The sequence below is a fragment of the Falsirhodobacter xinxiangensis genome (assembly GCF_004959935.1).
GTDB classification, from domain to species: Bacteria; Pseudomonadota; Alphaproteobacteria; order Rhodobacterales; family Rhodobacteraceae; genus Falsirhodobacter; species Falsirhodobacter xinxiangensis.
In genome coordinates this window covers 1-7161 of record NZ_SMYN01000044.1, presented here as the reverse complement: position 1 = coordinate 7161, position 7161 = coordinate 1, and the positions used below count along the sequence as shown (strand labels likewise).

At 64.2% G+C, this 7161-nt stretch carries 5 protein-coding genes and 1 pseudogene; 2 read left to right on the top strand and 4 right to left on the bottom strand.

Annotated elements, in window-relative coordinates:
• Positions 1-276: 276 nt before the first annotated feature.
• From E2K76_RS19820 to E2K76_RS19805, 4 genes are read right to left on the bottom strand one after another with little or no spacing between them, the layout of a single operon-like run.
• Positions 277-1443, bottom strand: coding sequence for a glycosyltransferase (locus E2K76_RS19820; RefSeq protein ID WP_136686166.1), 1167 nt, complete (start codon positions 1441-1443; stop codon positions 277-279).
• Complete coding sequence (locus tag E2K76_RS19815; RefSeq protein WP_136686165.1) at positions 1440-2393, bottom strand: glycosyltransferase family 2 protein; 954 nt, start codon at positions 2391-2393, stop codon at positions 1440-1442. Before E2K76_RS19815 ends, E2K76_RS19820 begins: the two co-directional genes overlap by 4 nt.
• A 7-nt stretch (positions 2394-2400) precedes the next feature.
• The gene (locus E2K76_RS19810) at positions 2401-3501 is read right to left on the bottom strand and encodes a glycosyltransferase (protein WP_136686164.1); all 1101 of its coding nucleotides are present in this window, start codon (positions 3499-3501) and stop codon (positions 2401-2403) included.
• The gene (locus E2K76_RS19805; RefSeq protein WP_136686163.1) at positions 3498-5471 is read right to left on the bottom strand and encodes an HAD-IIB family hydrolase; all 1974 of its coding nucleotides are present in this window, start codon (positions 5469-5471) and stop codon (positions 3498-3500) included. Before E2K76_RS19805 ends, E2K76_RS19810 begins: the two co-directional genes overlap by 4 nt.
• Positions 5472-5570: 99 nt before the next feature.
• Here E2K76_RS19805 and E2K76_RS20690 point away from each other — a divergent pair.
• Positions 5571-5695: pseudogene (locus E2K76_RS20690) on the top strand (IS3 family transposase); the annotation flags it as partial.
• Positions 5696-5809: 114 nt separating this feature from the next.
• Complete coding sequence (locus tag E2K76_RS19800; RefSeq protein ID WP_136686162.1) at positions 5810-6700, top strand: PhnA-like protein; 891 nt, start codon at positions 5810-5812, stop codon at positions 6698-6700.
• Positions 6701-7161 lie beyond the last annotated feature (461 nt).

Sequence of the window (7161 nt, the reverse complement as noted above, 5' to 3'; positions counted from 1 at the left end):
CGGCAGGCCGATCCCCTGGTGAAAAAAGACCGGTCAGAAACGGCTTGCGGCGGCAGCAATGCAGCTACTTGAAGGACACCGCCCCCGCCGCGCTTGCCATGCCACCACCCGCCACCTACCAACCTCAAACCGGCAGACTTTCGTTATGAACAAGGGACCAGCGGGGGCAGATCAGATGCACGATGCGGCCCTTCCGTTAGATGCGAAATTGGCGGCATCTACGGTCGCTAGCCGCTCCCGCATGATGGAGATCCGTAGCGACGACTCCGCGCGCGCTTAATTGGGAGGGGGCTCATGAACGTCTTCCGATCCCGCGTGTTTGGCGACTGGCGGCGGCGTCAATCGCAATTCGATCGGAGGGAAATCAACGGCGGGTGCATGGGCGTTCCGCGCTTCTATAGCCCGCTGATAGAGATCCTCGTATCCGCCCACCATCCGGTCCAGCGTGAAATACCGTTCAACCCGCGCGCGGGGGATCGGGCGCGGGATGGCCAGCGCCTGCGTGATCGCGCGGTCGAAGGCAGCCGGATCGTCCGGTGGCGCAAAGCAGCCAGCCTCGCCGATGATCTCGCGCGCGGCACCCATGTCCAACGCCGCGACCGGCAGGCCGCAGGCCATTGCTTCCACCGCTACGAGCCCAAAGGGTTCGTCCCAGAGCGGCGTGAATAGCAGGATCGAAGCGCGTCCGATTTCCTCGGCAAGTGGACCACCTTTCACGTGCCCTCCATACCGGATGCGCGTGCCCAGCAAAGGCGCGATGCTTGCGTCGAAATACGCGCGATCCTCGATATGGCCGAAAAGCGTCAGCGGAAGGTTTAACCGCCGCGCCGCCTCCGCCGCCAGATGCGGTGCCTTGTTGCGCGAGATGCGGCCCGCCCACACGGCGGAACCGTCGCCCTTCGCCCGGAGCCGCCATTGCAACAGGTCGATCCCGTTGTGGACCACATGCGCTTCGGGCGGCGGGCCCTCGGGCCACCAGCATTCCAGCTGCTTGGCCGATGTGACGGTGAAGAGCGACCAAGGGGCGGCGCTTTCCCTGACCGCGCGGTGCAGCGTGTCGAAGGGCGGGATGTGCAGGGAGGTCACCATCGGCAGCCGATGCGCCCGCGCCAGACGGGGCGGATAGCGGTGAAGCGAATTGTTGTGGATTACGTCGAACCCTCCGTACAGCAGCGCCCGACAGGCGGCGGCAAATCCGCTATCAAGGTAGTCGTGCAGCACATGCGTCTCGACATAGTCATTCCACGGATAGACGGTTTCGTAATGCTCGGGCAGGACGGGATGGATTGAAAATTGCGGATCGCTGTCGCCGGCCGCGAATAGCGTCACGTCATGGCCCCGCCCCATCAGGGCTCGAGCAAGGTGCCAGCTGTGCGCTTCCATCCCACCCATGAAAGGCGGCGCGATGGGATGGCGGACATGGGCGATCAGTGCGATCCTCATTCGGCGGCGACCGGATGCAGCAGAGCCTTCTGCCCTGGATCGGCGGAACCCGCCTCGATCTCCAGTCCAAGCCGTTCCTTCAGCGCGTTCAGGATGCGGCGGGTATTGGCGTAGGGCATATCGGCATCCTGCCGGGTGAAGGCGATGTCGGCGGCATCCGGTTCGCGCAGGATACGGATGCGGGGGCCGTGATTGTCGATCAGCCCCATGAGCATGAAGGCGTAGAGCCAATGCTCCATCGTGCGGTAGCCCCATTTGTCGGCGAAGAGTTCGGCATTGCGGACGACGCTGTGCAGATGGTGGACGGGCGGCATGTGGTGGGGGTGGTATTGATGGTAGACCTTCGCCCCCGCGATCCAGCCGATGGGCCGCCCCGAGGTCGCGACGATCTTGCCGAAATCGGTATCCTCGCCGCCATAGCCGGTGAAGCGTTCGTCGAAGCCGCCGACGGCGCGGAACGCATCCGCGCGGATGGCAAAGTTCAACGACCAGAAGCAGCGGTAGTCGGTGCAGATCTCGATGCCTTGTTCAGGCGGTCCCCGCCGGTCGGAATGGCGCACCGCCACGGCGTCGAAAGTCTCGGCTGTCCAGCCGGGCGCAGTGGCGCCGCCCGGCAGATACATCACCTCCCCCATCAGGATGCCTTCGAAATCATGCGCGGCGTAATCGGCGACCAAGGTAGGCGCGGGAATGCAATCGACATCAAGGAACACCAGAAGATCGCCCCGCGCCGCAGCCGCCGCCGCGTTGCGAGCCTTGGCCAGCGGCAACTCGCCCGCGACATGGATCTGGCGCACGGGAAAGGGCATCTCGGGCAGATCGTAGGGCGCGTCCTGCATCCGTGCGATGATCACTTCGGTCGGGAAGAGGGTCTGGCGCGCAAGACCGAGCATGACGTTGCGCAGGTGGTCGCCGCGGCCTTTAGCGATGGTCAGGATGGAAACGGACATGGGCACCTCAGGACGTTGCGGGGATGGGGATGATGTTGTCGGGCTGCATCGGGGGCGACAGGCGTATGGCCAGAGTCTCCAGCCATTCGGCGGCACGCGCCGCGCCGTCGGTGCCGGCAAGGCTGCGCTGGCGGTCAGGGTCGTGGGTGCGGCGGGCGGCTTCGACCGTCTGCCGCCATGCATGGGCGGAGGACGGCAGCGCCGGCGAGTGCCATGCCGCCCCTGCGGCGTGCAGCGCGCGGGCCTTGAACACCTGTTCATCGAAGTAGCGCCATTCCGGCACGGCGATCCATGGTTTGCCCGCCGCGAGAACCTGGTGACATGTCGTGTTGCCGGTCGACGCGACGATCAGATCAGCACCGGCGATGTGGTCCGCCACATTATCCACCCAGCCGAGATGGGTCAGGTTTGATGGCTCGGTCGCATGCCAATCTCGTTTGACGTGGCCAAGGGTGGTCCATCGCATGTCGGGAAAGGCGCGAGCACCCACCCCGAGCGGTGCCGCCGAAAAACCGTCGCCGCCCCCGCCCGAGATCACCAGAACCCCGCCGCCGTGGCTTGGGGCAGGAACTTCGCCCGGACATCCCAGACCAGGCGCGAAGAACATCCGGCCGCGCATCCAGTTCCAATCCGGCTGGGCGAGTGCCTGATGGAACGGGGCGAGAATGCCTGCGGCGCCCTCGTAGGCGGCACGATGGCCCGGATCGCTGCGGTCGCCGTGCTGCAGCACCGCGACATGCGGGATCGAGCAGATGCGGGCAAGCTGCGCGATCTCGACCGAGACGTCGGTGACGATCAGCGCGGGTGCGGCCTCGGCGAACCATCCGGCAATAGCACCCATGGCGGTGCGAATGCCGGGCCAGCCCAAGGGGGCGCAGTGCAGCGTCTGCGGTGTCGGAATGTGGTCGAGGCCATAGATTTCGGCCCCCGTCGGCTCGAACAGCGAGGGAATGCGCAGAACACGGACACCTGAACGTAGGGGCGGAAAGATGTCGTCGCGGGCGCAGAAGATGGTGACGGGGCGGGACATCGCGTTGACCAGTGCTGCGCAGCGCTCGGCGTGGCCGCGCCCCTGATGGTGAACGAAATAGCCAATGGGTGCGGTCATTGCGCCAGCCCCAGACGGGCAAGACCCTCCATTACGCCGCCCGCAAAATGCGCGTCCACGCGCATCAGCCCTGGACGGGGTGGCAGGCGAGCAAGCTCCGCGCTCGCGTTGCCGACGACAATGGCCGTGCCGCAGCGGCGCAGCATGTCGATATCGTTGCCGCTGTCGCCCGCTGCGATGCAGTGCTCCAGCCCCAGCCGGTATCTCGATGCCAGCGCGGCGATGGCATTCGCCTTCCCTGCGGCAGGGGGTAGCACATCGATCAGCCGCCCGTGGGAATGAATCACCAGCGCCCTGAGCCGAGCGTTGCGAAGCGCCTGACGGATGCGTCTTGCATCCCGCTCAGTGCCGAAAAGGCTAAGCTTGTGCGCCTTCTGGTCGACCTCTGGTTGCCAGTCGATTCCAAGCGCGGCAAGGCTCGACCTGACGGCGGCCCTGTCCCAGCTGGGGCCGATCCGATCCCCGAACTCCTGCCAAAGATGCAGGCCGTCCTCGCCGCGCAGAAAGATTTCGGTCCCGACCGAGGTGATGAACGCCGCAGGTTCCGGCACGCCCCAGCAGCGCAGCACGGCGCGCGCCTCGGGGAGCGAGCGCCCGGTGGCGACCACGAAAGGATGGGGTGCGGTCGTCGTCCAGCCCGCGAAGGCGCTTGCGGAGATTCGGCATCCGGTGAGAGTATTGTCGATGTCGCAGACCAGCAGGCGCTGCGCATGCGCGACCGCGGGCATGGTCGTGCGCAAGCCGCGATAGATTTCCAGCGTTTCGGCAGCATAACGCGACCAGTCGTAGCGGTCGATCCCGGCAAGGGCGTTTTCCGATTTCTCCCGCCAGAGTTTTCGGTCCTTGATCAGCCGCAGACACGCGTGGGCGATGGCTGGGACGTCCGACGGCTCGATCAGAAGCCCATGGTCCAGATCGCCCAGAATTGCCGAAGGTCCGCCGTGGCGGGTGGCGACGACGGGCAGCCCCGCCTGCGCGGCCTCCAGCAGTGTCAGACCGAATGGTTCGAACAGGGCGGGATTCACAAACACCCCCCCAGCCTGTGCGGCATGGCGGTAAAGTGCTGTGACCTGCGCGGTATCATGCGCGGGCGGCAGCGCGAACCTGCCCTTGCATCCGGCGCCGCGTCGGTGCAGATCGTCCAGCACGGCTCGCCCTTCGGACTCGATGACTGCGTGCTGCCCGGATAGGATCACCAGATTGGCACAGGCTTGAAGGTCGGGCGATGTGGCGAAGGCATCGACCAGCGCGCAGAGGTTCTTCTTGGCGACGGGCCGCGCCACCGCAAGGATCATCGGGCGGTCTGGATTGTCCAGACCGGACAGCAACGGTGCCAGATCGGCGGGCGCATAAGACATCGGCGCGACCCCCGGCGTGACGCGATGCACCCGCGCGATCGCCCCCGTATCATAGGCTGCGATCTGGCGCTCGGCCTCATCGCGGCTGGAGACGACGATTGCAGGGGCAGACGCGATCGCGCGGCGTTCTGCACCGATGCGCCGCGCCTCACGCAGGGCAGCGCCCGCCTTGTCCAATCCGAGCGAATGGGGGGTGTAGACGACCGGAATGTCGAAAACTTCGCCTGCAGCAAAGGCAACCTCCGCCGCATCGGCGAAATGGGCATGCAGCACATCGGGACGCCCGCGTCGGGCCAGATCGGCGATCAGGGCCTGCGACAGTTCGGGAATTTCAGCCCATAGTGCATCCTTCGAAAGATAGCCGCGCGCCTGTGTGTGCAAACGGCGGATGAACAGGCGCGGAGCCACTTTTGTCTCCACCTCGGCATACTCTGGGCCGAAGTCATGGAAGGCGCGGCTTACGATCTCCACGCGTCGCACGCCCGGCAGTCGCGCCTGCGCTTCGGCCGCGCCAAGGACGTAGGTGATATGGCCGCCCGTGTCTTCGGACATGCCATAGTGAACCGGTGGTGCCTTGAGGCAACCGCCGAGGGCGACGTGCATGATGTGCATGGGTAATCCGTTGAAGTGGCAGGTGAGAACCCGCTTACCTGCGTAGTGTTCCCGGCTTCGTGAAAATGCAACGTCCGGTGGATTTGCTGCCCCTAAGTCGCAAGGCAGGACGTGTTCGATTACATTGAGATGTTCTACAACCCGAAGCGCAACATGCGAGAAACGGCATGTTATCGCCCGCCGAGTTCGAGCGGCAGCAGATGATGAGACGTGAAGGCGTCTGAGAAACTCGGGGCTATTCAACTTCAAGCTTTGGGAACCCGGCGAAATGACCGGAGTTTGGCGAGTATCGGCACGTTTTTGATGCTCATTGGGAGCGCGCGTGTGGAGGGCCAACAATGACATACAATCCAAACCCTGAAGGGACAGTCGCCTACGCAGAGCGTGCGACACTCGGCCAATTCAAAAACGTATCATGGGGCGCGATTCTTGCTGGGGTGGCAGTCGCCCTCGTGGTTCACGTCCTTCTGACAATGCTAGGGGTTGGTATCGGCGCCGCGACCCTCGACCCGGGCACGGGCGACAACCCTGCGGCGGCGACGTTCTCGGTGGCCTCGGCGATCTGGTATGCGGTGTCGGGGATCGTTTCAGCATTTGCTGGCGGGCTTGTGGCAGCGCGTCTTTCTGGTCGCACGGATGCCCATCTTGGTGGGCTTCATGGTCTGACCGCATGGGCTGTGACGACGCTCCTTATGCTCTATTTGCTGACATCGTCTGTGGGTGCGGTTGTGGGTGGCGCTTTCAGCGGTGTCACGGCTGCGATTGGCGGCGTCAGCCAAACAGTGGCGCAGGCGGCAGGCCCGGCGCTGGACGATGCAAACCCGCTTGATGCACTTGAGCGTCAGATCTCGGCTACAGGTAATGACCCTGAGGCACTTCGCCAGCGAGCCTTGAATGCCATGCGAGGCTTGGCGACAAGCGATGAAGCAGGGCGTGAGGTCGCCCGGCAGGAAGCGGCCCAAGCGCTTGCCGACATGCGCTCTATTCCACTGCCCGAAGCGCAACAGCAGGTCGAGCAGATCGAACAACAATATCGCGAAACAGTCGATCAAGCTCAGGCAACCGCAACCGAAGCTGCCGAAACAGCGGCAAGCGCCTTGGCTGTCGGAGCGATTGCTGCTTTCGTTGCGCTGATCGCCGGTGCCGTGGCCGCGTGGCTGGGCGGACGGACAGGTGTGTCCCAACCGATCACCACTGTTGCCGCCAGCCAAACTGTGCGCCGTCACTGATAGGAGAATTGTCCCGCGGCTCGGATTGCGTATCCTCAATCCGAGCCTCACGGCATTCCCCTTAGGACCTTTGCAAACGTTGCGTTCGCGGCTTCCAGTTTAGCCAGTCCAGTCAGATTGAGCCCAGCGAAGCACGCACGATCACGAAGTTCTTGTCATAAAGGCGACGTCCTAGTCACGCAACGAGTTGCTCTTTTTCGATCCGTTGCCGGAACGTCTGAACGATCTGCGCAGGAACGCGGGGATTCTCCAAAAAACATGGCGTCAGGATACCGTAAAGGGATCTGCTCGGGCGTGGCATGACCAGAATGGAAGATCATCGGGATACCCCGCGGGCAGAGTTCATCTGCGACCTTAGACCGGGGATAGCGCACGCGCTGCAGCTGCATTCGCTGCAGCGGATATGAATGTCGCCTTTGGGGCTTTTGCTGTTGATTTCCACCGAGACGTGACCCGGTGGG